This window comes from Chromobacterium alticapitis (genome assembly GCF_002924365.1).
GTDB classification, from domain to species: Bacteria; Pseudomonadota; Gammaproteobacteria; order Burkholderiales; family Chromobacteriaceae; genus Chromobacterium; species Chromobacterium alticapitis.
On sequence record NZ_PQWB01000169.1, the window covers coordinates 1 to 750 of the forward strand.

A 750-nucleotide genomic window follows, 5' to 3' on the forward strand; every position below is an offset into this window, starting at 1 on the left:
CGCGGTGCGCGTGCTGGCGGCGCCGCCGGCCAGGCGCGGGGCGACCCAATACCGCTCCTGGGCGAAGGGGTAGGTCGGCAGCGCCAGACGACGCGGCCGCTCATTGCCGTACAGCCGAGACCAGTCCACGTCCAAGCCCTTGCTCCACAGGCTCAGCAACTTGCCCAGCTTGCCGCGTTGCGGCCAGCGGCCCAGGGTTGCCTGCAGCTCCTCGTCGCCGCCAAGGGCGGCCATGGCCTCGCGGTGGTGCTTGGCCTCGCCGGCGTAGACGGCGTTCAGCTCGGCGGCGTCGGCCAGATAGCCCTGCAATTGTCCACGGAGCTCGTCCAGGCTGGCGGCCATGCAGGCCAGACGGAAGCCCATGGCTTCACGGCCGGTTTGCAGGGTGTAGGCCAGCGCGTCCAGATCGTCCTCGCCGTATTCGGCCAGCGCGGCGAGCAGGCGGGCAGCCTGCTCGCGCAGTCGCTCCGAAGTCTTGGCCGACAGCACGAACGCCTGCGGCCGGATCGCCGGCGCGTTGGCCGGCGCGGCGGGCGGCCGGTATTCCTCCAGGACGACGTGGGCGTTGACGCCGCCGAAGCCGAAAGAAGACACGCCGGCGCGCAGGGGCAAGGCCTTGCCCCGGGCATCGGATAGCGGCGTCCAGGACTGGGTGTCGCGCACGATGTAGAAAGGGCTGTCCTGCAGGTCGATGTAAGGATTGATCTCGTCGCAGTGCAGGCTCTTGGCCAGCGTGCGGTGACGCATCTG

General features: G+C 70.3%; 1 protein-coding gene. It reads right to left on the reverse strand.

Annotated elements, in window-relative coordinates:
* A partial coding sequence (locus C2I19_RS20460; RefSeq protein ID WP_146056907.1) for a KS-MAT linker domain-containing protein occupies positions 1-750 on the reverse strand: 750 nt, incomplete at both ends.